This is a genomic window from Pseudomonas sp. PGPR N4 (genome assembly GCF_059693665.1).
Genome location: NZ_JCAUKV010000004.1, coordinates 54,087 through 80,082, shown reverse-complemented (window position 1 = coordinate 80,082; position 25,996 = coordinate 54,087). Strand labels below are relative to the sequence as shown.

Below are 25,996 nucleotides of genomic sequence, written 5' to 3'. Positions count from 1 at the left end.
CGCTCAGGCCTGGCCAGGTTTGGCCGTGCGCGCCAGGCAATAGACATCGACCCGCTGGGCGCCGGCCTTGCGCAGCAGCTTGGCAATGGCCTGGGCAGTGGCGCCAGTGGTCAGCACGTCGTCGACCACTGCCAGGTGCCGCCCTTCGACATCAACGCCTGGCGCCAGGGTAAACGCCTCACGCAGATTGCGCCGGCGCGCCTTGGCGCCGAGTTTTTGCTGGGCCGGGGTGTCGCGAGTGCGCAGCAGCCAGCGCTCGTTGCAGGCGATGCCCAGTTGGCCTGACAGCCAGCGCGCAAGCATACCGGCCTGATTGAAGCCGCGCTGGCGCAGCCGACGCGCTGCCAAAGGCACTGGCAACAAGTAGTCCGGCCTGGGCAAGCCTTCGGTGTAGCGATGCGCCAACGCATCCCCGAGCAAGCCCGCCAGCAAACGACCGAGGGGCCACTGCCCGCGATGCTTGAAGCGACTGATCAGGCTGTCCAGCGGGAAGCCGAAATGCCACGGCACAATCACCTGGCTGAAGGCCGGTGGCCTGCGGTGGCAGGGGCCGCAATACAGGCCGGCAATGGCCAGCGGTAACGCGCAGCGCAGGCACTGTTCCTCCAGCCAGGGCAATTCCTGCTCGCAGGCGCTGCACAGCGGGTAGGGCTGATAAGCGTGTTCATCACACAGCAAACACATTTGATTAATATTTGTACACTTGTAAACCAGCCATCTGAGTATTGGTTGACAGTCCATGGCCCTTCCGTAAATATTGCGCCTATCCGTGATGCGCTGGCGGCTTTCTTGGCCTGCGCGCCAGTCAGAGCCTAGATAAGGAAACGCCGATGAGCGCCAGCACAATTGCTACAACACGTCACGACTGGGGCCTGGCCGAGGTCAAGGCGCTGTTCCAGCAGCCCTTTAATGATTTGTTGTTCCAGGCGCAAAGCGTGCACCGCGCGCATTTCGATCCCAACCGTGTGCAGGTCTCGACCCTGCTGTCGATCAAGACCGGCGCCTGCCCGGAAGACTGCAAATACTGTCCGCAGTCCGGCCACTACAACACCGGGCTGGAAAAGCAAAAGCTGATGGAAGTGCAAAAGGTGCTGGAAGAGGCCGCCCGCGCCAAAGCCATTGGCTCGACGCGCTTCTGCATGGGCGCGGCCTGGAAGCATCCGTCGGCCAAAGACATGCCTTACGTGCTGGAGATGGTCAAAGGGGTCAAGGCATTGGGCCTGGAAACCTGCATGACCCTCGGCAAGCTGGACCAGGACCAGACTGTCGCGCTGGCCCAGGCTGGCCTGGACTACTACAACCACAACCTCGACACCTCGCCTGAGTTCTATACCAGCATCATCACCACCCGCACCTACAGCGAGCGCCTGCAGACCCTGGCCTATGTGCGCGACGCCGGCATGAAGATCTGCTCCGGCGGAATCCTCGGCATGGGTGAGTCGCTGGACGACCGCGCCGGGCTGCTGATTCAGCTGGCCAACCTGCCCGAGCATCCTGAGTCGGTACCGATCAACATGCTGGTCAAGGTTGCCGGCACGCCGCTGGCTGAAGAGGCCGACGTCGACCCATTCGATTTCATCCGTATGCTTGCGGTCGCGCGGATTCTCATGCCCAAGTCGCACGTACGGCTGTCGGCCGGGCGTGAGCAGATGAATGAGCAGATGCAGGCGCTGGCTTTCATGGCCGGGGCCAACTCGATCTTCTACGGCGAAAAACTGCTGACCACGGCCAACCCACAAGCCGACAAGGACATGCAGCTGTTCGCCCGCCTCGGGATCAAGCCGGAAGCGCGCGAAGAGCATGCTGACGAAGTGCATCAGGCAGCCATCGAGCAGGCCCTGGTCGAGCAGCGCAGCAGCGAGATGTTCTACGACGCAGCGTCGGCCTGAAATGGCCTTTGACCTCACCGCGCGCCTGGCCGAACGGCGTGCGGCCGATCTGTATCGGCAGCGGCCGCTGCTGCAGACCGCGCAGGGGCCGCAGGTGGTGGTCGATGGCCAGCCGCTGCTGGCCTTCTGCAACAATGATTACCTCGGCCTGGCCAATCACCCTGAGGTGATCGCTGCCTGGCGCGCCGGCGCCGAGCGCTGGGGGGTCGGTGGCGGTGCTTCGCATCTGGTCATCGGCCACAGCACCCCGCATCACCAGCTTGAAGAAGCCCTGGCCGAGCTGACCGGGCGGCCGCGTGCGCTGCTGTTTTCCACCGGCTACATGGCCAACCTCGGTGCCATCACCGCGTTGGTCGGGCAGGGCGATACGGTGCTGCAAGACCGCCTCAACCACGCTTCGCTGCTCGATGGCGGCCTGCTCAGCGGTGCGCGCTTCAATCGTTATCTGCACAACGATGCGCAGAGCCTGGCCAGCCGCCTGCAGCGGGCGACCGGCAATACTCTGGTGGTTACCGATGGCGTGTTCAGCATGGATGGCGATCTCGCCGACTTGCCCGCACTGGCCGCGACCGCCCGCGCAGCTAATGCCTGGCTGATGGTCGATGATGCCCACGGCCTCGGCACCCTGGGCGCCAACGGCGGCGGAATCGTCGAGCACTTCGGCCTTGGTCTGGATCAGGTGCCAGTGTTGATCGGCACCCTCGGCAAAGCCTGCGGCACCGCAGGTGCGTTTGTTGCCGGCAGTGATGACTTGATCGAGGCACTGGTGCAGTTCGCTCGGCCCTACATCTACACCACCAGCCAACCGCCGGCGCTGGCCTGCGCCACGCTCAAGAGCCTGCAGCTGCTGCGTGACGAAAGCTGGCGGCGCGAGCAGTTGGCGGCGTTGATCCGCCAGTTCCGCGAGGGGGCAGAGCAGATCGGCCTGCAACTGATGGACAGCCAGACGCCGATTCAGCCAATCCTGATCGGCGACAGCGGCCGTGCTGTGCGCCTGTCGCAGATGCTGCGCGAACGCGGCTTGCTGGTGACCGCCATTCGCCCGCCGACAGTGCCGGCCGGTAGTGCGCGGCTGCGGGTGACCTTGAGCGCGGCGCACACCGAGGCGCAGGTGCAGCTATTGTTGAATGCATTGGCAGACTGTTATCCACAACTGGAGCGCGCCGATGCGTAATCGCCTGATTCTCTTGCCCGGCTGGGGGCTGGGTACTGCTGCACTGCATCCATTGGCGGCAAGCCTGCGCGCGCAGGATCCGCGCTTGCAGGTCGACCTGCTGGCGCTGCCGGAATTGCCCGACGGCGATGTCCAGGCCTGGGTCGACTATCTTGATCGCACCCTGCCCCAGGACACTTGGCTGGGTGGCTGGTCACTGGGCGGGATGCTCGCCAGTGAGCTGGCCCGCAAACGCGGTGATCGCTGCTGCGGCCTGCTGACCCTGGCCAGTAATCCTAGTTTCGTCAGCCGCGCCGACTGGCCGCACGGCATGCCGGCAGACACCTTCAGCACCTTTGCCGACGGCTGTCGCAGCCATCTGCAGGTCACCCTGAAACGCTTTCGCTCGCTGTGCACCCAGGGTGCGCCGGATCAGTTGGCCGTGCTCAAGCAACTCAATGTCGGCTTGCCGAGCACTGATCCGCTGTACCTGATGAGCGGCCTGGAGGTGTTGGGCAAGCTGGATACCCGCGACGCCTTGGTGGAGTACACCGGGCCGCAGTTGCACCTGTTTGCCGGCAGCGATGTGCTGGTCCCGGCAGAGGCAGCCAAGGCGCTGTGCGAGCTGGTCCCGGACGTCGAGGTCGGTCTGGTTGAAAACACCTCGCATGCCTTCCTGCTGGAATATCCGCAGGACCTGGCGGCGGGCATCAAGATTTTTTTGCACGAGAGCGGCGATGACTGATCTGTCCCATCCGACCCTGCCGGGCGGCTTGCCTGACAAACGCCAGGTGGCGGCGTCGTTTTCGCGGGCTGCTGCCAGTTATGACAGCGTTGCCGCGTTGCAGCGCGCCGTCGGTGTGGCTTTGCTCGAGCAGTTGCCGGCTGATCTCACCCCAAGCCGCTGGCTCGACCTGGGCAGCGGTACCGGTCACTTCAGCCGCGTGCTGGCCGAGCGCTTTGCCGGCGCTGTCGGCGTGGCCGTCGACATTGCCGAAGGCATGCTAGATCACGCTCGGCAGCAAGGTGGCGCGCAGTTCCACGTGGTCGGCGATGCCGAACGCCTGCCGCTGCAGGACGCCAGTGTCGATTTGATTTTCAGTAGCCTGGCCGTGCAGTGGTGCAGCCAGTTCGCCAGCGTGCTCGGCGAAGCACAGCGGGTGTTGCGCCCTGGTGGAGTGCTGGCGTTCAGCAGCCTGTGCGTAGGCACTCTGGAAGAGTTGCGCGCCAGTTGGCAGGCAGTAGACGGCATGGTCCACGTCAACCGCTTCCGCCGGTTCGAAGATTACCAGCGGCTGTGTGCCGGCAGCGGCCTGCAGTTGCTCGCTCTGCAACAGCGGGCGCAGGTGCTGCACTACCCCGATGTACGCAGCCTGACCCATGAACTGAAGGCGCTGGGTGCGCATAACCTCAACCCTGGCCGGCCGGCTGGCCTAACGGGGCGGGCGCGCATGCAGGGTTTGCTGCAGGCCTACGAACACTGGCGCCAGCCGTCCGGCCTGCCGGCCACCTATCAGGTGGTGTATGCCGTGCTGCGCAAGCCTCAGCAGGCTGGGGAATGACATGAGCCAAGCGTATTTCATTGCCGGTACCGACACAGACGTGGGCAAGACCACCATCGCTGCCGGCTTGCTCCATGCGGCCCGGCTGCAAGGTCTGAGCACCCTCGCGGCCAAGCCGGTGGCGTCGGGATGCGCGGTGACCAGCAAGGGCCTGCGCAATGCCGATGCGTTAGCGCTGATTGATCAAAGTACCGTCCAGTTGCCTTATGAACGGGTCAATCCGTTCGCTTTCGAGCCGGCAATCGCCCCGCACCTGGCTGCGCGCGAAGCGGGCGTGGCGCTGGCGCTGCCTGCTTTGCTCAAGGCGATGCAGGGGATTCTGGCAGAGGGCGCCGACTTCACCTTGATCGAAGGTGCCGGCGGTTGGCGGGTGCCGTTGTCGGACCATGCCAACCTGTCCGATCTGGCGATCGCGCTGAAGCTACCGGTGATCCTGGTGGTCGGCGTGCGCCTGGGCTGCATCAATCACGCGCTGTTAAGTGCCGAAGCGATTGCCCGCGATGGCCTGCAGTTGGCCGGCTGGGTGGCCAATGTGATTGAGCCGCGCACCTCGCGGCTGGAAGAAAACCTGGCCAGCCTCGCTGAACGCCTGCCCGCGCCGTGCCTGGGGCGGGTGCCCAAACTCAAGCAAGCCAGCGCCGATGCCGTGGCCGAACATCTGCAGCTTGACCTGCTTGATTAAGCTCCGCGCGCATACCCTCGGTCTATCGAATGGCACTAGGCTATTAGCGATTTAAACGGGCCTTTTCGGCGTTGGCCTGCTTTAATGAAGTTTGTCCGTTATCCAGCGTCATCGGAGTTTTGACATGGAAATCACCGGTAGCTCTGCCTACTACGCAGGTCTTGGCGCCATTCAGGCGGGCCAGAACCGCGTTGATCAGGCCGCCAGCCAGATCGCCAACGGCACCGTCGAACGTGCCGCCACCAGCCAGTCCAGCGACTATCAGGCCGAGCGCTTGCGCGCCGTCGACCGTAGCCAGCAAATGGACATGGCCACCAGTACGGTGCAGTTGGCGCTGGGCAAGACTGAAGTCGAGCTTGGTGTGAAAGTCGCCAAGGCTTCCGACGAAATGCTCGGCCGCTTCATCGACACCTACGCCTGATTGCTAATCTCGCTGAAACCTCTGCGGGCCTGACTGCGATGGCGCTGACCAGACAACACCGTTGTCTGCTCGGTTGTCCTATGCAGTCAGGCCCGCAGTTGCATTTACGGGTACATGGCAGATACGCCATGTTTCACGACGTAAATGGCACCATAGTCCCTTCTTGACTTTGTTTGCACCTAAACGTAAGTTTCAAACAACTGTTTGACCGAGTGCCGGTTGCTGTCGGCGCTCACTCCACCGGACTCCTCAAGAGGTTCATCGCAATGCCTGAATACAAAGCCCCTCTGCGTGATATTCGCTTCGTTCGCGACGAACTGCTCGGCTATGAAGCGCACTACCAGAGCTTGCCGGGTTGCGAGGAAGCCACGCCCGACATGGTCGATGCGATCCTTGAGGAAGGTGCCAAGTTCTGCGAGAACGTGCTGGCGCCGCTGAACCGCGTTGGCGATCTCGAAGGCTGCAAGTGGAGCGAGTCGGGTGTGCAGACCCCGACTGGTTTCAAGGAAGCCTACAAACAGTTCGTCGAAGGCGGCTGGCCGAGCCTGGCCCATGATGTTGCTCACGGCGGCCAGGGCCTGCCTGAGTCGCTGGGCCTGGCGGTCAGCGAGATGGTCGGTGAAGCCAACTGGTCCTGGGGCATGTACCCAGGCCTGTCCCATGGCGCGATGAACACCATTTCCGAGCACGGCACCGCCGAGCAGCAGGACACCTACCTGAGCAAACTGGTCACCGGTGAATGGACCGGCACCATGTGCCTGACCGAGCCGCACTGCGGCACTGACCTGGGCATGCTGCGGACCAAGGCCGAGCCGCAGGCGGATGGCTCTTACAAGGTTTCCGGGACCAAGATCTTCATCTCGGCCGGTGAGCACGACATGGCCGACAACATCGTCCACATCGTGTTGGCGCGGCTGCCGGATGCCCCTGCTGGTACCAAGGGTATTTCGCTGTTCATCGTGCCCAAGTTCCTGCCCAGCGCCGATGGCGCCATCGGCGAGCGCAACGGCGTCAGCTGCGGCTCGCTCGAGCACAAGATGGGCATCCACGGTAACGCCACCTGCGTGATGAACTTCGACGGCGCTACCGGTTACCTGATTGGCCCAGCCAACAAAGGCCTGAACTGCATGTTCACCTTCATGAACACCGCTCGCCTGGGTACCGCGCTGCAAGGCCTGGCCCACGCTGAAGTGGCATTCCAGGGTGGCCTCAAATACGCCCGCGACCGTCTGCAGATGCGCTCGCTGACCGGCCCCAAGGCACCTGAAAAGGCCGCTGACCCGATCATCGTCCACCCTGATGTACGGCGCATGCTGCTGACCATGAAGGCCTTTGCCGAAGGCAACCGGGCGATGGTCTACTTCACCGCGCAGCAGGTCGATATCGTCAAGTACAGCAAGGACGAAGAAGCTCGCAAGAAGGCCGATGCATTGCTGGCCTTCATGACCCCGATCGCCAAGGCGTTCATGACCGAGGTCGGTTTCGAAGCCGCCAACCATGGCGTGCAGATCTACGGCGGCCATGGCTTCATCGCCGAGTGGGGCATGGAGCAGAACGTGCGCGACAGCCGCATCTCGATGCTCTACGAGGGTACCACCGGCATCCAGGCCCTCGACCTGCTCGGGCGTAAAGTGCTGATGACCCAGGGCGAAGCGCTCAAGGGCTTCACCAAAATCGTGCACAAGTTCTGCCAGGCCCAGGAAGGCAACGAAGCGGTCAAGGAATTCGTCGAGCCGTTGGCGGCGATCAACAAGGAGTGGGGCGAACTGACGATGAAAGTCGGCATGGCCGCCATGAAAGACCGTGAAGAGGTCGGTGCCGCGTCGGTCGATTACCTGATGTACTCGGGCTACGCCTGCCTGGCCTACTTCTGGGCTGATATCGCCCGTCTGGCAGCTGAAAAACTCGCCGCCGGCACCAGCGAAGAAGCGTTCTACACCGCCAAGCTGCAGACCGCACGCTTCTACTTCCAGCGTATCCTGCCGCGTACCCGCACCCATGCAGCGACCATGCTGTCCGGTGCCGGTAACCTGATGGCGATGAAAGAAGAAGACTTCGGCCTAGCCATCTAAGCCGCGCTGGCAACATCAAAAACCGCCTGCCCTCACCGGCAGGCGGTTTTTTTGTGAGCGCTCGTCCGGGCCGCGTAGCGCCATGCACAGAAAAAGCTAAGCCTGGCTCCACGCCTGCCGTTAAACATCTGGTGTATTCATCTATTCATGTGCGCTGCCGATGTAGTAAAGGCACAATGCCATTATTGATCTGCCGGGTTGGAGATACCCTTGTTTCAGTTATCCGCTGTACGCGTAAGCCATTTCCTGCCGTCACTGGTGTTACTGGTGTCGGGGCTGGCGGCGGCCTATGTGAGAGACCTCAGCGTCTTCTTCACGTCTTTGTTCAATGTGCTGCCAACCATGGTGCTGCTGCTCGGCGGCGCCTATTGCGCGGTGTACCGCCGGCAGCGTGAGCTGTTTGTGATGGTCACGGTGTATATCGCTTACTACCTGCTCGACACCCAGACCGACTTCTATCGCGACAACGGCCGCGTGCGTGAAGACGCTGCAGTGATCTTTCATCTGGTCTGCCTGCTGCTACCTGCGTTGTTCGGCCTGTTCGCCGCCTGGCAGGAACGCACTCATCTGGCCCAGGACATGCTCGCCCGCTTTGCCGTACTGTTTGCCGTCGGCAGCGTGGCGGTGGCCTTGCAGCAGAGCTTTCCGGAGGCGCTGCTGGGCTGGCTGGCGGAGATCCGCTGGCCGTCGCTGCACGGTCAGTGGATGAGCCTGATCCAGCTGGCGTACCCGGTCTTCGTCATCGTTTTCATCCTGCTGGCGGTGCAGTACCTGCGCCAGCCGCGACCGCTGCATGCGGCGCAGATCATCGGCTTGCTGGGCCTGCTGTGGATGTTACCGAAAACCTTCATCCTGCCGTTCACCCTGAACATCATGTGCAGCCAGGTCATGCTGATGATTGCCGCAGCGGTCGCCCATGAGGCCTATCAGATGGCCTTCCGCGACGAGCTCACCGGCTTGCCCGGCAGGCGTGCGCTGAACGAGCGTATGCAGCGCCTGGGGCGCAACTACGTGATTGCCATGACCGACGTTGACCACTTCAAGAAATTCAACGATACCCACGGCCACGACGTCGGTGATCAGGTGCTGCGGCTGGTTGCCAGCCGGCTGTCGAAAGTGACGGGGGGCGGTCGGGCTTACCGCTATGGCGGCGAAGAGTTCGCCCTGGTGTTTGCCGGCAAGACTGCCGAAGAGTGTCTGCCGCATCTGGAAGCGGTACGCGAGATGATCGCCAACTACGCCATCCAGCTGCGTGACCAGAACAGCCGCCCGCAGGACGATAGCGCCGGCCGGCAACGGCGCAGCGGCTCGGCCAGCGCTACCGTATCGGTCACCATCAGCATCGGCGTGGCCGAACGCTTGATCGACCACCGCAACCCCGAGGCGGTGCTCAAATCTGCCGACGAGGCGCTGTACAGCGCCAAGGCTGCCGGGCGTAACTGTGTAGTGATGTTCGGCCACCAATCACGCCGCGGCGCTGTGCGAATGGCATGACTTAGGCTGACTGGGGTTGACTGTAGGGTCACGTGATGACCCTATGTCTCGCAAAAGTTGTTCGGTTACACTGATTTCACTCCAGTGCCGCGGTCCTCGCCAGGACCGCCCCGACCCGACTAGTGAGAGGTTGTCCATGGCTGACTATAAAGCGCCCCTGCGTGATATGCGCTTCGTTCTCAATGAAGTCTTCGACGTGGCCACGCTGTGGGCACAGCTGCCCGAACTGGCCGAGGCGGTCGACCAGGACACCGCTCTGGCGGTGCTGGAAGAAGCCGGCAAGGTCACCGCCCGCAGCATCGCGCCGCTCAACCGCGCCAGCGATGAGGAGGGCTGCCACTGGGACAACGGCAGCGTACGCACCCCGGCCGGTTTCATCGAGGCCTACCAGACCTACGCCGAAGGCGGTTGGGTCGGTGTTGGCGGTGATCCGCAGTTTGGCGGCATGGGTATGCCCAAGGCGATCTCGGCTCAGGTCGAGGAAATGATCAACGCCTCGAGCCTGTCGTTCGGGCTGTATCCGATGCTCACTGCAGGCGCCTGCCTGTCGATCAACGCTCATGCCAGCGAAGCGCTCAAGCACAAATACCTGCCGAACATGTACAGCGGCGTCTGGGCGGGCTCGATGTGCCTGACCGAGGCCCATGCCGGCACCGACCTGGGCATCATCCGTACCAAGGCCGAGCCGCAGGCAGATGGCAGCTACAAGGTCAGTGGGACCAAGATATTCATCACCGGTGGCGAGCACGACCTGACCGAAAACATCATTCACCTGGTGCTGGCCAAGCTGCCGGACGCACCCGCGGGGCCCAAGGGCATTTCCCTGCTGCTGGTGCCCAAGTTCCTGGTCAACGACGACGGCAGCCTGGGTGAGCGCAACTCGGCCCACTGCGGCTCGATCGAGCACAAGATGGGCATTCAGGGCTCGGCGACCTGCGTGATGAACTTCGACGGCGCGGTCGGCTACCTGGTCGGCGAGCCGAACAAGGGCCTGGCGGCCATGTTTACCATGATGAACTACGAGCGCCTGGGCGTCGGTATTCAAGGCCTGGCCTCGGCCGAGCGCTCTTATCAGAACGCCGTCGAGTACGCCCGCGATCGCCTGCAAAGCCGCTCGCCAGTCGGCGCACAGGCAAAAGACAAAGTCGCCGACCCGATCATCGTCCACCCGGATGTGCGGCGCATGCTGCTGACCATGAAAGCCTTGATCGAAGGCGGCCGGGCGTTCTCCACTTACGTCGCCCTGCAACTGGACAACGCCAAGTACAGCGAAGACCCGACCACGCGCAAGCGCAGCGAGGACCTGGTGGCGTTGCTGACACCGGTGGCCAAGGCGTTCATGACCGACACCGGGCTTGAGTGCACCGTGCATGGCCAGCAGGTGTTTGGCGGCCACGGTTACATCCGTGAGTGGGGCCAGGAGCAACTGGTGCGCGACGCGCGCATCACCCAGATCTACGAAGGCACCAACGGCATTCAGGCGCTGGACCTGATGGGCCGTAAGGTGGTCGCCAGCGGTGGCGCGTTCTACCAGGTGTTTGCCGACGAAATTCGCCAGTTCGTGGCTGGTGCCGATAGCGAGCTGGGCGAGTTTACTCAGCCATTGGCCACTGCCCTGGATCAATTGGATGGGCTGACCGAGTGGGTTATCGAGCAGGCCAAGCTCAACCCGAACGAGATCGGTGCAGCTTCGGTTGAGTACCTGCACGCGTTCGGCTATGTCGCTTATGCCTATATGTGGGCGCGCATGGCCCAGGCAGCCAAGGCAGGCGAGGGCGATGCGGCCTTCTATCAGGGCAAGCTGGGCACGGCGCGCTTCTACTTTGCGCGGTTGCTGCCGCGGGTGGATTCGTTGGTGGCGTCGGTCAAGGCGGGTAGCGAGTCGCTGTATCTGTTGGACGCTGCGCAGTTCTGACGCCTCGATCACATGCCGTAACAAAGCTGGGGTGATTTGTAAGCCTTTTCCTACACGACGTGGTGACTTTTCGCCTCTATCCTCAGATTGGATCCACAGCTAATATTTCTCACATGGACGGAACGCAGGAAGCGTAAAGGACAGAACAGGGACACGAAGGAATCTCGCCAGGATGGTGAGGCGATAGGGATGTCAGGGAAACAGTCTGGAAAACCCCGCTTAGGCGGGGTTTTCTTTGTTGCGTGGTTTTTACCGTCAGCCCAGTACGTCCAGCGGCGACACGCCCAGCGGGCGCCCGTCGGTTTCTTCTTCGAGCAATGTGCGCAACAGCTCCAGCGACGCCTGTTGGCGCTGCGCATCGCGAAACACCAGACCAACCTTGAGTGGTACGCGCGGCTCGCTGAGGGGCTTCCACAGCAGCCCTTGATCATCCTCGGCCGCTGCCTTGGCGCGCCCTGGCAGGATGGTTGCCAGCGAGGTGTGCGCCAGGCTGTCGAGGATTCCCGCCATGTTGTTCATCTCGGCCTGTACCTGCGGCCTGCGGCCCTGGCTGGCCAGCTGCTCCTTCCAGATCTGGCGGATCTGAAACTCTTCACCCAGCATAAGCAGCGGCAATTCAGCCGCCTGCCTGATCGAGACCTTCTTGAAGTCCTTCAACGGGTGTGTGTTGGGGATGACCAGTTGCAGCTCATCTTCATACAGCATCAGCCCGTGCAGGCCTGCCTGGCGCGGCGGCAGATAGCTGATGCCGATATCCAGATTGCCATTGAGCAGACGCCGCTCGATCTCCAGCCCCGACAGTTCGTAGATCTGCACCACCAGGTGCGGCTGCGCCCGGCGCACGCGCTCCAGCAACTGCGGCACCAGCCCGGGGCGGACGGTCTGCAGGACACCGATGGCGAGGGTACGCAGTGCCTGGCCTTTGAAGCTGCGCATAGCCTCATGGGCGCGCTGCAAGCCGTCGAGCAAGGGCTGGGCATGGTTGTACAAGGTGTGCGCGGCCAGTGTCGGCAGCAGGCGCTTGTTGCTGCGCTCGAACAGGCTCAGGTCGAGGCTGTGTTCCAGCTGCCGAATCTGCTGGGACAAGGCCGGTTGCGACAGTGACAGGCGTTCGGCAGCACGGCCCACGTGGCCTTCTTCATAGACCGCGACGAAATAACGCAGTTGGCGAAAATCCATAAGCAACACTTATCGAAAAAGCTGGGAAATCGAAATGGCCAGAGTACCCGGTTGTGCCTAGTCTAGCGGCGTTTTCAAGCATTTACCTGCTGTTGCAGCGACCGATTGTTGCAGTCGCTGAAAAACACTTTTGATAGGCCACGCTGAAATATCGGTCTGGAGTTCTGATGAATCTGTTCAAGCTGCGTCGGCCAGCTGTCGCGGTGGTCGAACCTGTACCAGCAGCACCGGCAGCTGCCGCGTCGCTATCGAGCGAATGGCTGATGGCGTCCGCCGCGCTGCCTGCGCCGATTTTTGTGCGTGGGCAGGGCTCGTGGTTATGGGACAACGACGGTCGGGTTTATCTGGACTTCACCCAAGGCAGTGCAGGCAACAGTCTCGGCCATTGCCCGCAAGTGGTGAGCGAAGCGCTGAGTGCTCAGGCCCAGACATTGCTTAACTGCGGCGGGCAGCTAACCAACCACAACCAGTTGCTGCTGGCGCAGAAACTTTGCCAGAGCACCCGCAGTGACCAGGCGTACCTGCTCAACAGCGGTGCCGAAGCGTGCGCAGCGGCGATCCGCCTGGCGCGTAAATGGGGCCAACTGCATCGCAGCGGCGCCGATCATGTCATTACGGCCAGCCAGGCCTGCCACGGGCGCGGTCTGGATACGTCGGGCTTCAGCCAGGTGGCGTTCAACGACCTGAGCGCACTGCACGCCGCCGTCGACTCGCGCACGGTCGCGATCATGCTCGAACCGATCCAGGGCGAGGCCGGCGTTATCCCGGCCAGCCGCGAGTATCTCCAGGGTGTCGAACGGCTGTGCCGCGAGCTGGGCATTCTGCTGATTTTCGACGAAGCACTGACCGGCATCGGCCGCTGCGGTGCGTTGTTGGCCGAACAGCGATATGACGTGCGTGCCGACATTATCGCCCTTGGCACAGGCCTGGGGGGTGGCGTGCCGATCGCCGCGCTGCTGGCCCGCGGTAGCGCCTGCTGCGCCGAGCCTGGCGAGCTGCAAGGCAGCCAGCACGGCAATGCACTGATGTGCGCGGCCGGCCTGGCGGTATTGCAGAGCGTGCTCGCGCCTGGCTTCTTCGAGCAGATCAAGGACCGCGGCCGCCACCTGCGCGAAGGCCTGAGCAGGTTGTCCGGCCGTTATGGTCATGGCGAGGTGCGTGGGCAGGGTCTGCTGTGGGCGCTGCAGTTACACGATGAGGTGGCGCCAGCGTTGGTGCAGGCGGCATTGCAGGAGGGCTTGTTGCTGCAGGCGCCCCAGCCCGATGTAGTCCGCTTTGCCCCGGCGCTGACGATTAGCCGCGGGCTTGTCGACGAGATGCTGCTTAAGCTGGCCAGAGCCTTTGCCCGGCTGCACGGGCAACAGCACAACCGTCGCGAGATGCGCGCCTGATCGGCAATAGCGCTCACTTATTTCAACGAACCGTCTGGCGTTTCTGCGCATCGCCCCGGGCCTGTCTTATTCGGCCCGGGGCGTTTTTTTGCCTTTAGCGCAAGATGTTGTGCCTGCGGAACCTCTGCGCAAGCGCGCGAGTCTGTGTAGTAACCACTGACGGAGAGACATGCATGGACTTCATTCGCATCATTATCGCGATCCTTCTGCCGCCGCTTGGCGTGTTCCTGCAGGTCGGCTTTGCCGGTGCGTTCTGGCTGAACATCCTGTTGACGTTGCTGGGTTATATCCCCGGCATCATCCACGCGGTGTATATCATCGCCAAGCGCTGACGTGACGAGGGCCGCGCTGCGGCCCTCTGTTGCAATTGCGGGGAACTCGGCTCAACGGTCGAGTACCCGGCAATAGAACTTCCATTCTTCCTCGAGTGCATGCGCAAGGTTCTCGGCCTTGCGGAAACCGTGCCGCTCACCGGCATAAAAATGCCCTTCAGCCTCGATCCCGTTAGCTTTCAGCGCCGCCAGCATGGCGCGAGTCTGCTCGGGCACCACCACGGCATCCAGCTCGCCCTGGAAGAAGATCATCGGCACCTTGATTTGCTCGGCATGCAGCAGCGGTGTGCGTTGGCGGTAGCGCTCGGCGTCTCGTTCAGGATCGCCAATCAGCCAGTCCAGATAATCCCCTTCGAACTTATGCGTCGCCCGTGCCAGCGCCAGCGGGTCGCTGACGCCATAGAGGCTGGCGCCGGCGCGAAATACATCGGCGAATGCCAGCGCGCACAGGGTGGTGTAGCCGCCAGCACTGCCGCCGCGAATGAACGCCTGCTGCGGGTCGATCAGGCCCAGCCCCGCCAGGTAACTGACTGCAGCGCAGGCGTCTTCGACGTCGACTTCGCCCCAGCGCAAGTGCAGCGCTTGCCGATAGGCGCGGCCATAACCGCTGCTGCCGCGGTAGTTGAGGTCGGCCACGGCAAAGCCGCGTTGGGTCCAGTACTGGATGCGCGGGTCGAGTACCGGGTAGCAGGCCGAGGTCGGCCCGCCGTGGATAAACAGCACCAGCGGCGCGGCGCCGCCCTGCGGCTGGTTGGCCGCCGGGTAGAAGAAGCCATAGGCATGGGCGTCGCCGCTGGGATAGCGGATCGGCTGCGGGCGACTGACCCGCTCGGCTGGCAGCGGCAGGCCACCGCCGCTAAGCACGCTGGTCTGGCCGCTGACACGCTCGATGGCGATGACTGCGGCTGGGCTGATCGGCGAGGCGGCGATGGCGTAGATATGGCGGTCGTCCAGAGCCAGACTGCGAAAGCGGGTGTACTCGCTGGCGAAGCGCTGAACCTGATCACCGCTGTGCAGGCCAAGCTGGGCAAAACCGTTTTCGAACCAGCTGGCCAGATAGCTATCAGGTGCGATTGCCAGCCAACTGCTGGCACCCAGTTGCCAGGGCGCGGCGGCGTGGTCGGCGGCGACTGCTGGTAGTGCTTTCCAATCGCCCTCGATCTCCCCCCATGGCTGCCAGAAACCGTTGCGATCAGACAGGCAATACAGCCTGCCTTGCCCGTCGAAGCGGGGTTGCTGCAAGGACTGCTCTGGGTCGATATCGCCGGCCAGGCATAGCGCGGCAGTCCACTCGCCGTGTCTGTCGCGCTGGCGACACATCAATCGAGTGCGGGTCCAGGGCTGTGCCGGGCGGTCCCATTCGATCCAGGCCAGGCGCTGGCCGTCTTCGCTCAGGGTCGGTGCCGAATAGAAGTCGGCGCCTTCGGCCAGCACTTGACGGCCCTCATCGGCGAAGCAGACCAAGCGGTGCACAACGCTGTCAGCGTGCTGCTCTTCGACAGCGAGCACTGCGCCGGCATGCCACAGCACATCGCCATAGCGGCAGTCGGCGGCAGCGGTCAGGGCGCGTGGCGCAGAGCCATCGAGGCCTTGCAGGTAGATCTGCTGATCGGACTCGTTGACGAATACCAGCACCTCCTCGCCCAGGCAGAAGCTGCCGCCGCCGTATTCGTAGACACGGCTGCGTGCGCTGAAACCGTCCGGCGTCAGGCAATGGGCTTGCTGCTCGCGCCAGTGCCACAGGCGGCAAGCGCCGTCGGCAGGGCGGAATTCGTTCCAGAACAGCCCAGCCGCGCCGACCTTGAGGTCGGCGAAGTCGGTGCCGGCGGCGACGGCCTGGGCGGCGCTGAACTCAGCCGCGGGCGATGACTCGGGAGTTTCGTTCATTGCGGAATGTCAGCTCTTCGATGGCCTGATGGGCGTGCTCGGCTTCCTCACGTGCCTGGAGGATGATGCCATGCTCGGCCGACTTGGCGCACACTGGATCGGCGTTGCTGGCATCGCCGGTAAGCATGAACGCCTGGCAGCGGCAGCCGCCGAAGTCCTTTTCCTTCTCGTCGCACGAGCGGCAGGGTTCGGGCATCCAGTCGAAGCCGCGGTAGCGGTTGAAGCCGAACGAGTCATACCAGATGTGCCGAAGGTCGTGCTCGCGGACATTGGGGAACTGCACCGGCAACTGCCGCGCGCCATGGCAGGGCAGTGCGGTGCCGTCGGGGGTGACGGTAAGGAAGATACTGCCCCAGCCATTCATGCAGCCCTTGGGTCGCTCTTCATAGTAGTCAGGGGTGACGAAAATCAGCTTGCATGGGTTGCCAGCTGCCTTGAGCCGCTCGCGGTACTCGTTGGTGATGCGTTCGGCCCGCTCGAGCTGCGCACGGGTTGGCAACAGCCCGGCGCGGTTGTGCTGCGCCCAGCCATAGAACTGGCAGGTGGCAAGCTCGACGAAGTCGGCCTCAAGCGCCACGCACAGCTCGATGATACGGTCGATCTTGTCGATATTGTGCCGGTGGGTGACGAAGTTGAGCACCATCGGGTAACCGTGGGCTTTGACGGCGCGGGCCATTTCGAGCTTTTGCGCGAAGGCTTTTTTCGAGCCGGCGAGCAGGTTGTTGACCTGCTCGTCACTGGCCTGGAAGCTGATCTGGATGTGATCCAGCCCGGCGGTCTTGAACTCGGCGATGCGCTTTTCGGTAAGGCCGATGCCGGAGGTGATCAGGTTGGTGTAGAAGCCCAGCCGGCGGGCCTCGCCGATCAGCTCGGCAAGGTCCTGGCGCACCAGCGGCTCGCCGCCAGAAAAGCCCAACTGTGCCGCGCCCATCTCGCGCGCTTCGGCCATGACCTTGAACCACTGTGCCGTGGTCAGCTCCTGGCCTTGCTCGGCAAAATCGAGCGGATTGGAGCAGTACGGGCATTGCAGCGGGCAGCGGTAGGTCAGCTCGGCGAGCAGCCACAGCGGTAGGCCGACGCCGGCTTTGCCGGCTGTTTCAGGCGAGGACGATCCAGTGTTCGGCACGGGCCACCTCCATGAATTGCTCGATGTCGTCAGCGACCTCGGGCACATCGGGGAACTGCTGGGAAAGCTCGGCGATGATCACCGCGACCGAGCGCTGGCCATCGATCAGGCCGCCAATCAGCGCGGCACTTTCGTTGAGTTTGATCATGCCCTCCGGGTACAGCAAGACGTGGCCTTGCTGCGCCGGCTCATACTGGTAGCGGTAGCCTGGGCGCCAGCTGGGCACCTGTTGACGGTCAAGACTCATAGTGTGATCCCCTTGTGCCAGACCCGCTCGCGGGTGACGGAGTGGTAGGGAGGGCGGTCCAGCTCATAGGCCATGCTCATGGCGTCGAGCATGCTCCAGAGAATATCCAGCTTGAACTGAAGGATTTCCAGCATGCGCTCTTGGCTGGCGCGGGTGGTGTAGTGCTGCAAGGTGATCGCCAGGCCGTGCTCAACGTCGCGCCGGGCTTGGCCAAGACGGGTGCGGAAGTACTCGTAGCCAGCCGGATCGATCCACGGGTAATGCTGTGGCCAGCTGTCCAGCCGCGACTGGTGAATCTGCGGCGCGAACAGCTCGGTCAACGAGCTGCTGGCGGCTTCCTGCCAGCTGGCGCGGCGGGCGAAGTTGACGTAGGCGTCGACCGCGAAGCGCACGCCGGGCAGCACCAGCTCTTGCGAGCGCAGTTGCTCCGGGTCCAGGCCAACCGCCTGACCCAAGCGCAGCCAGGCTTCGATACCACCGTCTTCACCGGGCGCACCGTCGTGGTCGAGCAGGCGCTGGATCCACTCGCGGCGAATCTCTCGATCCGGGCAGTTGGCGAGGATCGCGGCGTCCTTCAGTGGAATATTCACCTGATAGTAAAAACGATTGGCGACCCAGCCCTGGATCTGCTCGCGGCTGGCGCGGCCGTCATACATCGCCACGTGATAGGGGTGATGGATGTGGTAGTAGGCGCCCTTGGCGCGCAGAGCCTGCTCGAATTCGGCAGGCGACATCGGCGTTGCGTCGCTCATGTGCGGCTCCTACAGCTCGATGCTCATGCCGTCGTAGGCGACTTCGACGCCGCGGCGTTCGACTTCGGCGCGCTCGGGTGAGTCTTCATCGAGGATCGGGTTGGTGTTGTTGATGTGGATAAGAACCTTGCGCTGGCTGGCGAAACCGTCCAGCACTTCAAGCATGCCGCCTGGGCCGCTCTGCGCCAGATGGCCCATCTCGCGACCGGTGCGGGTACCGACGCCACGCTGCTGCATTTCATCATCACGCCACAGCGTGCCATCGACCAGCAGGCAGTCGGCACCCTGCATCATTTCCAGCAGGGAGTTGTCGACCTGACCGAGACCTGGGGCGTAGAACAGCTTGCCGCCTGTGCGCAGGTCTTCGACCAGCAGGCCGAGGTTGTCGCCTGGATGCGGGTCGAAGCGGTGCGGCGAATACGGCGGCGCGGCGCTGCGCAGCGGGAACGGGGTGAACTTGAGGTTGGGGCAGGCCGGGATGACGAAGCTGCCTTCGAGTTCGATACGGTTCCAGGCCAGGCCGCCGTTCCAGTGGCTGAGCATGTTGAACAACGGAAAACCGCTGGTCAGGTCCTGATGGACCATGTCAGTGCACCAGACTTGATGCGGGCAGCCTTCACGCAGGCTGAGCAGGCCGGTGGTGTGGTCGATCTGACTGTCGAGCAGGACGATCGCGTCGATGCCGCTGTCGCGCAGTGCACGGGCCGGCTGCATCGGTGCAAACGCCTGCAGTTGCGCGCGGATATCTGGCGAAGCGTTGCACAGGACCCAGTGCTCGCCGTCGTCGGACAGCGCGATCGATGACTGGGTACGCGCCTGCGCGCGCAGCGAGCCATCCCTGAAACCCTTGCAGTTGACGCAGTTGCAGTTCCACTGCGGAAATCCGCCACCGGCAGCTGAACCAAGAATCTGGACGTACATGGCCACCCTCTATGCAAAATGCTGTAGGCAAAAACAACAACGCCCCGGCGGGACCGAGGCGTCTAACCGCAAGCCAGGCTTAGCGGTTGGCGAAGTACATGGTCACTTCAAAGCCGATACGCAGATCAGTGTAAGCAGGTTTGGTCCACATGGGATTACTCCTTCGGGATGGGGCTTGAGGGTTGTCAGCTACTTATTTGGTACCCCCTGAGGCAGGAGGTTCCATTTGCTGAGGTTGCGCTATCTTACAAGATAATTATGTACCAGAAGGTTCATTTTGCGAGAAGGGTTGTTGCGTGGCGAGTAACAATCTCGGTCAGTGCGAGTCAGGCGCTGGGCTGTTGGCCAGGCATAGCCAGCCGTGCTGGGCCGTGATCAGGGCTGTCAGCAAGGCGTTCAGACCGGCTTGATCGGTGTCCAGAATAGCTGCTTGCAGCCCCCCGAGATCGGCCGCTGCACCGGCCAGGTGGCTTTGCCAGGCCCACTGCGCGACCTCGGCGTCGGGCATCGCTGCCTCGTCTAAGCTATCAGCCAAAGCTTGCCGAGCGGCGTTGTCGAGGGTCACGCCTGCGCTGAACACCTCAAGCAGATGTGCGAGGATCTGCTCCGGCCGGACGTGGGGCGATTGCACGCCAAACAGCAGGCCGCCGATGCCGTCGGTCTGGCGGAAGGCGCTGAACACTGCGTAGCCCAATTGCAGTTCGACCCGCAGGCGCTGGTACACCGGGCCCTGCAGCAGTTGTGCAAGCAGCCGTCCGGCGCCTTGTAGCTGCGCCGGCAGCGGACAGAAAAGTAACAGCGCGTGTTCGCTGCCTGTTACGTCGGCATATATCCAGCGTTTGCCCGGCACAGTGCTGGCATCGAGCGACTGCTCTTGGTCGGCAGCCTCGTCCCACATCGTGTGGCTGAGTGCCGAGCCCAATGCTGCCAGTTCCGGGTTGCCGAAGCCGACCGCCAGGCCTCGGCAGCGAGTGCTCCGCCAGACTTGGTCGAGGATCGCCTGATCCAGCACTCCGGCAGTATCTGGCTGAGCGGTGGGCGCAATCGCTACCTCGTCGGGCCAACGCTTGAGCAGCGCCCTGATCGGAATCAACGCAGGTTCATCCGCTACGGGTGCTTGCCAGCAGTCAGCAGCAGGTTGGTTCAACACTGCCAGCGCCTCTTCAACCAGCCGCACCACGGCCGCGGGGAGCCCGGCGCAGCGTAACTGCCAGTACTCGCCGCTGCTACTGAAGTCCATCTGTAGCGAGGCCTGCTCGGCGCGCTCGGTGAGCGGCCGCAGTGCGTTGACCAGCACTGCGTGCAGGCGCTGGCGCAGAGGTGTTGCGATCCTCCAGCGCAGATACAGCGCGGCGTATTGGCGCGAGCTGGGCAGGCAGGCGCTGATGCTCAGGGCGGCTGGTAGCGCTGCCGTCGTGTTGGGCGGGCTCGCGAGCAGCAGAGGATTGGCGGGCGGCAGTTGCCAGCTTCCGTATGCCTGCAGCGGCAGGCTATCCAATACTGCAGGCAGGGCCTGGAGCGATTGCGCATCGAGTGCTTGCAGCGGGTTTTCACGGCTGTCTCGCTGCGCCAGCTCCAATGCGCTGGCGGACATCGCCCGGCGCTGTTGCAGCTGAGCATAGGCTGCGTTCAACGCGTCGAAGTCTGCTTGCCTGATGAACTGCAACCAGCCGTGCAGCAGCGCTCGTACCTCATCGAACTGCGCGCTGTCGGTCAAGCGCAGACGTATCGTCCAGAGCAACTGGCCGGCGAAGGCATACAACAGTTTTGGCTGGCATTCACGCACCCAGCTGCGTTGGCGCAGTGCGTCCAGCCAAGTGCCTTCGCGGCTGTCGCTGATGCACCCCAGCAGCAATTCCATGGCCTGCTGTGCACCCGCCGGCAATCCATCGTGGGCGAACAGCAGCTCGAGTTGGCCGTGCTTGGGCGCTGGCGGCACCAGCAGTTGCTCTTTCAAGGCCGGTGGCAGTGCCTGAATCACCCGCTGGCCGCTGGCGAAAACGCTGGCGTAGCGCTCGCCCATGGCTTGCAGCTGGTCCAGCGATTGCGGCCCGCACAGGCTCAGGAGCATTTGCCCGCCCTGATAGAAGCGTTGGTGAAAGCCCCTGAGCTCGCGCTGAAACTGCGGATTGTGCAGGTTCAGGCTGTATCGGTTGCCCGCATGAAAGGCGCGCAGCGGATGACCCGCCGCTAGCCGCTGGAGCAGCGTGAACTGGTCCTGCGCTTCACGATTGCGCGACCAGGCGATGAACTCGGCGTGGATCACCTCGCGCTCACTGACTTGCCGCACTAGGCTCAGGTCCGGCTCGGCGAGCATCTGGCACAGGCGCTCGAGACCACCGGCCAGTGCAGCGGGCGGCACTTCGAAGAAAAAGTCAGTGGTGCGTTCGCGGGTGCTCGCGTTGACCTGGCCGCCAACGCCCTGAACGTAGCGCATCAGGCCATCCTCCAGCGGGAAACGCTCGGTGCCGAGGAAAAACAGGTGCTCGAGAAAGTGCGCCAAGCCAGGCCAGCGCGTCGCTGCATCATGGCTGCCCGCATGCACGCGCAAAGCCGCCGCCGCACGCTTGAGGCGCGGCGCGTGACGCAAGGTAAGGTGCAGGCCGTTGGCCAGGGTCAGATGGCGAGTGGCGTCAGGCATGAGTTCTCCCGGGGCGAGTGCGCATGCTAGCGCATTCACGCTCAGCGCTGGTGCAGGTCGCGCCGCAGGTCCTGCAAGTACGGGAATGCCTGGCGCCCGGCCACGACCTGGTGCCTGTCCAGCTCCGCGTGCAGCTGGCATTCATCTTCTCCAGCCAGCGCCAGCACAGCACCGTCCGGGCCGATGATGCTGCTCTGCCCGCAATAATGGATATCGCCTTCCGCGCCACAGTAATTGGCGTAGACCAGGTAGCACTGGTTTTCCTGGGCGCGTGCACGCACCGTCACCTGGCAGACGAAGTCGTATGGCTTCATGTTCGCCGTCGGCACCAGGATCAGCTCGGCGCCATCCAGCGCTAGACGCCGGGCGTTCTCGGCAAACTCGATGTCGTAGCAGATCAGCATGCCGACCTTCCACCCATTCAGCTCGACCACCGGGAAGTGATTGCTGCCGGCATCGAACATGGCCCGGTCCAGCTCACCGAACAAGTGCGTCTTGCGGTAGTTGGCCAGGCTGCGGCCATGGCTGTCGATCAACTGCACGCTGTTGTAGATGGCGCCGTCTTCGCCGCGCTCGGGATAGCCATAGACAATGGCAATCCCGAGCCCCTGGGCGATCTCGACCACGGCCATGGCCGAGGGCCCGTCCGATTCTTCAGCCAGCTGCTCGACCTGTTCACTGCCGATGTTGTAGCCGGTCAGGAACATCTCCGGGCACACCAGCAACTGTGCGCCGCTGGCGGCTGCCTGGCGCGCCTGCTGCTGCAAGCGTTCGAGGTTGCCAGCCAGGTCGAGGGGGCCGGGCTGGCCTTGGAACAGAGCGATGTGCATGCCGCCTCCTGGTCAGTCGGGCAGGGCGATCGGCCCAAGCTCGTCGAATACGTCGCCTGGGCCGGGGTTGTCCGGGTGGGTCTTGCCGCCGAAGTGGTTGATGATACCCCACACCGCGTTCAGCGAAGTCTGCACCGCGCCTTCGACCCAGGCCGGGGTCCACGACACATCGTCACCGGCGATGAAGATGCCGCGTTGCGCGCTCGGCAGGTGGTCCTGCATGAAGTGCGCGTACATCCGCTGGTTGTAGCGGTAGTGGCCCGGCAGCGCACCTTTGAAGGCGCCGAGGAAGTACGGGTCGGCCTCCCATGAGATGGTGATCGGGTCGCCGATGATATGCCCGGCAATGTCGGTGTTCGGGTAGATCCGGTGCAGGGCGTCCAGTGCCAGCTGCACGCGTTTTTCCACCGGGTGCGGGAGCATCTTCAGGGCGTCGCTCATCCACGCGTAGGACAGGCAGATCACCCCCGGCTTGTCGTCGCCGTTGTCGAACAGGTAGGTGCCACGGGTCAGGCGGTCGGTGAGGGTCATGCTCATCAGATCGCGGCCGGTTTCCGGGTCCTTGTCCTTCCAGAACGGCCGATCAACCATGACGAAGGTCTTCGACGATTGCATGTAGCGGGTGCGGTCCAGAGCCATCCACATCTTCTGCGAGAACAGCGACTCTTCGCAGTCGATCTGGGTGGTCAACAGCCAGCTCTGGCAGGTGGTCAGCACAGCGGCGTAGTGGCGGCAGCCGCCCCAGGTATCGGTGACCGCCAGTTGGCCATCGCTGGCACGGGCAATCCGTTTGACCCCGGTGCGCGGCGCGCCGCCATGCAGCGAGCTCAGGCTGGTGCCTGCCGGCCAGTGCGCGCAACGCTCCGGCACATGGCGCCAGATGCCTTGAGGCACCTGCTCGACACCGCCGACGATCAAGTGCTGGTGATCGTCGCAGTTGGTCATTACCACGCGGAAGATTTCCAGCATCGAGTTGGGGAAGTCCGAGTCCCAGCCGCCGGTACCGAAGCCAACCTGACCAAACACCTCGCGGTGCTGGAAGCTGAGCTTGGCGAAGGCCTTGGAAGTGGCGACAAAGTCATAGAACGTGCGGTCGTCCCACAGCGGTACCAGGGTGTTCCACAGCTCCTTGAGGCGCGGCACATCGCGGTCGCGAATGGCCTGCTGGATATCACCAAAGCGCGCGCCGCTTTCCAGCGCGTCGGCCCAGGCGTCGGCGACTTCCTGGAACAGCGCTGGCAAATCCGCCGCGCTTTCGGCGTAGTAGGTCTGGCCTTCGAGGTCGATGACGGTACTTGGCGAAGCTGGCGTCAACGGGTTTGGAAACGGTTTGGTTTCCAGGCCCAGCTTGTCGACGTAATGGTAGAACGCCGTCGACGACACCGGAAAGCGCATGCCGCCCAGCTCGGCGATGATCCCGTCGGTGCCGTTGAAGGCTTGCGAGCGCAGACGGCCGCCCATTTTCGACGCTTCATACACCACTGGTTTAAGGCCAAGCTTCATCAGCTCGTAGGCCGCTACCAACCCCGCAATGCCGGCGCCGATAATCGCCACCTCTTCGCCCTGGCGGTCGAGCGGGATACTGCCCAGACCGGCCGGATGCTCCAGCCAGTCGTCGAAAGCGAAGGGGAAGTCCGGGCCAAAAATCGTGATTGGTTTCTTGCCGTCGGCGGGGTGGCGATTGTTGTTCATGTTATGACCTTGCCAGGAGCTGCGCGGAGGGCGAAGCGCGAGTATAGAAAATGCCTGGGATCATTCTAGGGTGTGCGCAGTTCGTTATTAAGACTCATGCTGGCGTCGTTTTAATCTTTTTTTCGTCACTTTGAGGCTAATGACGTCGTTATGACGAAGGCATTAAGTGGCTTTCAGATCGGCTGGCCGCGGTCTATCTTGCTGCTGAGGATGATCGACGTGGTGGTTTTTTCCACACCGTCCAGGCTGCCGATCTGGTCGAGCAACTGGTCCAGCTGTTCCGGCGATTCGCTGTGCAGCCACGCCACGTAGTCGAACTCGCCACTCACGGCACACAGCTGTTGCACCTGGCCCATGGCCGTCATCCGCCGCACCACCTCCTTGCCCGCGCGTGGTTGGACCTTGATCCCGACATAAGCTTGCAGCCCACCGCCGATCAGGCGCTGGCCCAGGCGTACGCCGTAGCCGGCGATGACTTTGCTGTTTTCCAGGCGCTCCAGGCGTGAATTGACCGTGGTGCGGGCAATGCCCAGCTGCCGGGCGAGGTTGGCGACGCTTTCGCGGGCGTTGATCTGAAGCAGGGCGATCAGCTGGCGATCGATTTCGTCGAGGATGATTTGACGCGGTTGCGACATGTCGGCTCTCTGCAGCTGGAACTTGAGTGACGACACTTATAACGCAGATAAACCCACTGCGGCACAGTCGCGGGCAGACTGGCGCAGTTGATCTATACTTTTGAAATCAATCGCAGTTCACACGCCAGTGGGTGTCAGGCCAACCGGGACGTTATGCCTGGCGATAACCCTTGAAGTCTTTACGCAGTTCCAGAGATGGGAAGGATGACCAGATCCAAGGACCTTACACAGCTGCAGGTCGATAGCGTTTTTTGCATCAGCTTGCGCGAACGCGCCGATCGCCGCCTGCTGCTGCAACACGAGTTCGCAGACAGCGGGTTAAAGATCGAATATGTGCTGGTCGAGCGCGATCAGCACAGCCCTGAACGGGGCTGTTTCGATTCCCATGTTCAATGCGCGCGCATTGCCTTGGAGCGCGGCTGTCGGCGCGTGTTGATTCTCGAGGACGACGCCACGCTGGTAGCGTTCGAGCCGTTTCAGGTCGAGCAGGTCAACCGCTTTCTGCAGAGCGCCGATCCAGAGCTGTTCTACCTGGGCGCAAACCTGGGCAAGGTCTGGTTGACTTGGCGCCGTGGCATCGCCCGGGTGCGTGCCCGCGGCAGCCATGCTTATCTGCTGTCGAACCGCGGCTGTCAGCGCCTGCTGGAGCAAGGCGGTTACGCGGGCACTGCTCTGGACAAGGTCTTGGCGCAGCACTATCGCGGTTACATGGCCTTCCCCATGTTGAGCCAGCAACAACCCGAAGAAGTCGCCGCCAGCGATATCGTCCGCGCCCGCTCCACCGACGGCACCGCCGCCGATGCGGCGTTCTGGCGCGATAACTGGCGCCGGCAGTACAGCCAGGTGCTGCGTAATGTGGGCAAGACGCTGTTGTTGCGGGATTTGTAGATTTCACCTGACGCGTGCTGTTTTCAAGAATGAGCCGATTAAAAACGCTATTCGGCTCAAAGTAGCCATTGGCGCGGGCTGGTCCGACGGTTAGCAATGAGGACTGCTCTTTCCTGGTGCTGGCTGAAGCGGCTGCGTGGCCGTAAGTGATATTTCAGAAACGAAAAAAGCCGCGCAATGCGCGGCTTTCAATTTGGTGGGCCCACACGGACTTGAACCGTGGACCAAAGGATTATGAGTCCTCTGCTCTAACCAACTGAGCTATAGGCCCCAGAGGTGGCGGGGAT

24 protein-coding genes and 1 tRNA gene are annotated in these 25,996 nt (G+C 63.0%); 12 read left to right on the top strand and 13 right to left on the bottom strand.

What is annotated here, in order from left to right; all coding sequences use genetic code 11:
* Positions 1-3: 3 nt before the first annotated feature.
* On the bottom strand, positions 4-741 hold the full coding sequence (locus tag AC58X1_RS17115) for a ComFC family protein (protein ID WP_497429203.1): 738 nt from the start codon (positions 739-741) through the stop codon (positions 4-6).
* An 89-nt stretch (positions 742-830) separates the two neighbouring features.
* Here AC58X1_RS17115 and bioB point away from each other — a divergent pair, with 89 nt between their 5' ends.
* From bioB to AC58X1_RS17070, 9 genes are all read left to right on the top strand, one after another.
* Positions 831-1,889: a biotin synthase BioB gene (gene bioB, locus AC58X1_RS17110; protein WP_150571154.1), complete on the top strand. Its 1,059-nt coding sequence runs from the start codon at positions 831-833 to the stop codon at positions 1,887-1,889.
* 1 nt (position 1,890) lies between these two features.
* Positions 1,891-3,063, top strand: a complete 1,173-nt coding sequence (gene bioF / locus AC58X1_RS17105; protein ID WP_101322424.1) for an 8-amino-7-oxononanoate synthase — start codon at positions 1,891-1,893, stop codon at positions 3,061-3,063.
* Complete coding sequence (locus AC58X1_RS17100; RefSeq protein ID WP_497429202.1) at positions 3,056-3,787, top strand: alpha/beta fold hydrolase; 732 nt, start codon at positions 3,056-3,058, stop codon at positions 3,785-3,787. The genes bioF and AC58X1_RS17100 overlap by 8 nt, the downstream gene beginning before the upstream one ends.
* Positions 3,780-4,604, top strand: a complete 825-nt coding sequence (gene bioC, locus AC58X1_RS17095; protein ID WP_497429201.1) for a malonyl-ACP O-methyltransferase BioC — start codon at positions 3,780-3,782, stop codon at positions 4,602-4,604. The genes AC58X1_RS17100 and bioC overlap by 8 nt, the downstream gene beginning before the upstream one ends.
* Position 4,605: 1 nt before the next feature.
* Entirely contained in the window at positions 4,606-5,286 is a 681-nt protein-coding gene (bioD, locus tag AC58X1_RS17090; RefSeq protein WP_101322421.1) for a dethiobiotin synthase, read from the top strand.
* A 124-nt stretch (positions 5,287-5,410) separates the two neighbouring features.
* On the top strand, positions 5,411-5,707 hold the full coding sequence (locus AC58X1_RS17085; protein ID WP_181089436.1) for a pyrroloquinoline quinone biosynthesis protein PqqE: 297 nt from the start codon (positions 5,411-5,413) through the stop codon (positions 5,705-5,707).
* Positions 5,708-5,973: 266 nt separating this feature from the next.
* Positions 5,974-7,779 carry a phenylacyl-CoA dehydrogenase gene (locus tag AC58X1_RS17080; protein ID WP_101322419.1) on the top strand — a complete coding sequence of 602 codons (1,806 nt, stop codon included), beginning with the start codon at positions 5,974-5,976 and terminating at the stop codon, positions 7,777-7,779.
* A gap of 210 nt (positions 7,780-7,989) precedes the next feature.
* Positions 7,990-9,273 carry a GGDEF domain-containing protein gene (locus AC58X1_RS17075; RefSeq protein WP_101322418.1) on the top strand — a complete coding sequence of 428 codons (1,284 nt, stop codon included), beginning with the start codon at positions 7,990-7,992 and terminating at the stop codon, positions 9,271-9,273.
* A gap of 136 nt (positions 9,274-9,409) precedes the next feature.
* Entirely contained in the window at positions 9,410-11,188 is a 1,779-nt protein-coding gene (locus AC58X1_RS17070) for an acyl-CoA dehydrogenase C-terminal domain-containing protein (protein ID WP_401184095.1), read from the top strand.
* Positions 11,189-11,443: 255 nt separating this feature from the next.
* Here AC58X1_RS17070 and AC58X1_RS17065 read toward each other — a convergent pair whose 3' ends face one another.
* Positions 11,444-12,367 carry a LysR family transcriptional regulator gene (locus AC58X1_RS17065; protein ID WP_150571158.1) on the bottom strand — a complete coding sequence of 308 codons (924 nt, stop codon included), beginning with the start codon at positions 12,365-12,367 and terminating at the stop codon, positions 11,444-11,446.
* Positions 12,368-12,534: 167 nt separating this feature from the next.
* Between AC58X1_RS17065 and AC58X1_RS17060 the strand changes: the two genes are divergently transcribed.
* A complete protein-coding gene (locus AC58X1_RS17060) occupies positions 12,535-13,758 on the top strand; it encodes an aspartate aminotransferase family protein (protein WP_497429200.1) in 1,224 nt (407 codons plus the stop codon).
* Positions 13,759-13,931: 173 nt separating this feature from the next.
* Entirely contained in the window at positions 13,932-14,090 is a 159-nt protein-coding gene (locus tag AC58X1_RS17055; RefSeq protein ID WP_101322414.1) for a YqaE/Pmp3 family membrane protein, read from the top strand.
* A 51-nt stretch (positions 14,091-14,141) separates the two neighbouring features.
* Here the strand turns inward: AC58X1_RS17055 and AC58X1_RS17050 are convergent, their stop codons facing one another.
* The 10 genes from AC58X1_RS17050 to AC58X1_RS17005 all read right to left on the bottom strand — a co-directional run bounded on the left by AC58X1_RS17050 (position 14,142) and on the right by AC58X1_RS17005 (position 24,821).
* Positions 14,142-15,977 (bottom strand): alpha/beta hydrolase family protein, encoded by a 1,836-nt coding sequence (locus AC58X1_RS17050; RefSeq protein WP_497429199.1) that lies wholly within the window; start codon positions 15,975-15,977, stop codon positions 14,142-14,144.
* A complete protein-coding gene (pqqE, locus tag AC58X1_RS17045) occupies positions 15,943-17,103 on the bottom strand; it encodes a pyrroloquinoline quinone biosynthesis protein PqqE (RefSeq protein WP_150572901.1) in 1,161 nt (386 codons plus the stop codon). Before pqqE ends, AC58X1_RS17050 begins: the two co-directional genes overlap by 35 nt.
* Positions 17,075-17,350: a pyrroloquinoline quinone biosynthesis peptide chaperone PqqD gene (gene pqqD, locus AC58X1_RS17040; protein WP_101322411.1), complete on the bottom strand. Its 276-nt coding sequence runs from the start codon at positions 17,348-17,350 to the stop codon at positions 17,075-17,077. Before pqqD ends, pqqE begins: the two co-directional genes overlap by 29 nt.
* Positions 17,347-18,102 carry a pyrroloquinoline-quinone synthase PqqC gene (pqqC, locus tag AC58X1_RS17035; protein WP_101322410.1) on the bottom strand — a complete coding sequence of 252 codons (756 nt, stop codon included), beginning with the start codon at positions 18,100-18,102 and terminating at the stop codon, positions 17,347-17,349. Before pqqC ends, pqqD begins: the two co-directional genes overlap by 4 nt.
* Positions 18,103-18,111: 9 nt before the next feature.
* A complete protein-coding gene (pqqB, locus tag AC58X1_RS17030; protein WP_101322409.1) occupies positions 18,112-19,023 on the bottom strand; it encodes a pyrroloquinoline quinone biosynthesis protein PqqB in 912 nt (303 codons plus the stop codon).
* A 79-nt stretch (positions 19,024-19,102) separates the two neighbouring features.
* Positions 19,103-19,174, bottom strand: a complete 72-nt coding sequence (gene pqqA / locus AC58X1_RS17025; protein WP_003243383.1) for a pyrroloquinoline quinone precursor peptide PqqA — start codon at positions 19,172-19,174, stop codon at positions 19,103-19,105.
* A 165-nt stretch (positions 19,175-19,339) separates the two neighbouring features.
* Positions 19,340-21,664 carry a pyrroloquinoline quinone biosynthesis protein PqqF gene (gene pqqF, locus AC58X1_RS17020; protein ID WP_497429198.1) on the bottom strand — a complete coding sequence of 775 codons (2,325 nt, stop codon included), beginning with the start codon at positions 21,662-21,664 and terminating at the stop codon, positions 19,340-19,342.
* Positions 21,665-21,705: 41 nt separating this feature from the next.
* On the bottom strand, positions 21,706-22,494 hold the full coding sequence (locus AC58X1_RS17015; protein WP_497429197.1) for a carbon-nitrogen hydrolase family protein: 789 nt from the start codon (positions 22,492-22,494) through the stop codon (positions 21,706-21,708).
* A gap of 12 nt (positions 22,495-22,506) precedes the next feature.
* Positions 22,507-24,186 (bottom strand): flavin monoamine oxidase family protein, encoded by a 1,680-nt coding sequence (locus tag AC58X1_RS17010; RefSeq protein WP_101322406.1) that lies wholly within the window; start codon positions 24,184-24,186, stop codon positions 22,507-22,509.
* Positions 24,187-24,359: 173 nt separating this feature from the next.
* The gene (locus tag AC58X1_RS17005; protein WP_101322405.1) at positions 24,360-24,821 is read right to left on the bottom strand and encodes an Lrp/AsnC family transcriptional regulator; all 462 of its coding nucleotides are present in this window, start codon (positions 24,819-24,821) and stop codon (positions 24,360-24,362) included.
* A gap of 204 nt (positions 24,822-25,025) precedes the next feature.
* Between AC58X1_RS17005 and AC58X1_RS17000 the strand changes: the two genes are divergently transcribed.
* Positions 25,026-25,709: a glycosyltransferase family 25 protein gene (locus tag AC58X1_RS17000; protein WP_150571164.1), complete on the top strand. Its 684-nt coding sequence runs from the start codon at positions 25,026-25,028 to the stop codon at positions 25,707-25,709.
* Positions 25,710-25,903: 194 nt separating this feature from the next.
* On the opposite strand, the gene AC58X1_RS16995 is transcribed toward AC58X1_RS17000, so the two are convergent.
* Positions 25,904-25,980, bottom strand: a tRNA-Ile gene (locus tag AC58X1_RS16995).
* Positions 25,981-25,996: the final 16 nt, after the last annotated feature.

Coding starts and splice junctions, on each gene's coding strand:
- AC58X1_RS17115 (WP_497429203.1), bottom strand. CDS start 741: ATGGACTGTCAACCAATACTCAGATGGCTGGTTTACAAGTGTACAAAT.
- bioB (WP_150571154.1), top strand. CDS start 831: ATGAGCGCCAGCACAATTGCTACAACACGTCACGACTGGGGCCTGGCC.
- bioF (WP_101322424.1), top strand. CDS start 1,891: ATGGCCTTTGACCTCACCGCGCGCCTGGCCGAACGGCGTGCGGCCGAT.
- AC58X1_RS17100 (WP_497429202.1), top strand. CDS start 3,056: ATGCGTAATCGCCTGATTCTCTTGCCCGGCTGGGGGCTGGGTACTGCT.
- bioC (WP_497429201.1), top strand. CDS start 3,780: ATGACTGATCTGTCCCATCCGACCCTGCCGGGCGGCTTGCCTGACAAA.
- bioD (WP_101322421.1), top strand. CDS start 4,606: ATGAGCCAAGCGTATTTCATTGCCGGTACCGACACAGACGTGGGCAAG.
- AC58X1_RS17085 (WP_181089436.1), top strand. CDS start 5,411: ATGGAAATCACCGGTAGCTCTGCCTACTACGCAGGTCTTGGCGCCATT.
- AC58X1_RS17080 (WP_101322419.1), top strand. CDS start 5,974: ATGCCTGAATACAAAGCCCCTCTGCGTGATATTCGCTTCGTTCGCGAC.
- AC58X1_RS17070 (WP_401184095.1), top strand. CDS start 9,410: ATGGCTGACTATAAAGCGCCCCTGCGTGATATGCGCTTCGTTCTCAAT.
- AC58X1_RS17065 (WP_150571158.1), bottom strand. CDS start 12,367: ATGGATTTTCGCCAACTGCGTTATTTCGTCGCGGTCTATGAAGAAGGC.
- AC58X1_RS17060 (WP_497429200.1), top strand. CDS start 12,535: ATGAATCTGTTCAAGCTGCGTCGGCCAGCTGTCGCGGTGGTCGAACCT.
- AC58X1_RS17055 (WP_101322414.1), top strand. CDS start 13,932: ATGGACTTCATTCGCATCATTATCGCGATCCTTCTGCCGCCGCTTGGC.
- AC58X1_RS17050 (WP_497429199.1), bottom strand. CDS start 15,977: ATGAACGAAACTCCCGAGTCATCGCCCGCGGCTGAGTTCAGCGCCGCC.
- pqqD (WP_101322411.1), bottom strand. CDS start 17,350: ATGAGTCTTGACCGTCAACAGGTGCCCAGCTGGCGCCCAGGCTACCGC.
- pqqC (WP_101322410.1), bottom strand. CDS start 18,102: ATGAGCGACGCAACGCCGATGTCGCCTGCCGAATTCGAGCAGGCTCTG.
- pqqB (WP_101322409.1), bottom strand. CDS start 19,023: ATGTACGTCCAGATTCTTGGTTCAGCTGCCGGTGGCGGATTTCCGCAG.
- pqqF (WP_497429198.1), bottom strand. CDS start 21,664: ATGCCTGACGCCACTCGCCATCTGACCCTGGCCAACGGCCTGCACCTT.
- AC58X1_RS17015 (WP_497429197.1), bottom strand. CDS start 22,494: ATGCACATCGCTCTGTTCCAAGGCCAGCCCGGCCCCCTCGACCTGGCT.
- AC58X1_RS17010 (WP_101322406.1), bottom strand. CDS start 24,186: ATGAACAACAATCGCCACCCCGCCGACGGCAAGAAACCAATCACGATT.
- AC58X1_RS17005 (WP_101322405.1), bottom strand. CDS start 24,821: ATGTCGCAACCGCGTCAAATCATCCTCGACGAAATCGATCGCCAGCTG.
- AC58X1_RS17000 (WP_150571164.1), top strand. CDS start 25,026: ATGACCAGATCCAAGGACCTTACACAGCTGCAGGTCGATAGCGTTTTT.